This window comes from Pseudomonas sp. Kh14 (genome assembly GCF_900291005.1).
GTDB lineage: Bacteria > Pseudomonadota > Gammaproteobacteria > Pseudomonadales > Pseudomonadaceae > Aquipseudomonas > Aquipseudomonas alloputida.
The window spans coordinates 1-258 of the sequence record NZ_OLKJ01000171.1 but is presented as its reverse complement, the minus strand read 5'-3'; the positions used below and the strand labels follow the sequence as shown (position 1 = coordinate 258).

The following is a 258-nucleotide window of genomic DNA, read 5'->3' as shown; positions in this document are numbered from 1 at the left end:
GGTTGTAATCGAGCTGTAGCATTGCCGATGTACGTTCAGAACCACGACCTACTGCGAAAATACCTTCCCATCCTTCAGTCAGCAGATCTTTATCTTTTACAATGCGGTAAGTAACGTGCTCAGGTGCCGTTGATTTAATAAACTCAGCCGCCATAGTCGCAAGTTGACGAGGTGCAACTTCTTCCGCGCTCTTGTTGATGATGTCACGAGTCCAGTTGGAGGCTTTGATACGTGCATTCAGCTCGTTTTCATCTTGCT

Annotated in this window: 1 protein-coding gene; it reads right to left on the bottom strand. The window is 46.9% G+C overall.

The annotated features are described in order from the left end of the window. Positions 1-258 (bottom strand): hypothetical protein (locus tag FQ668_RS27725; protein ID WP_218570916.1); only part of this gene is annotated, 258 nt, incomplete at both ends.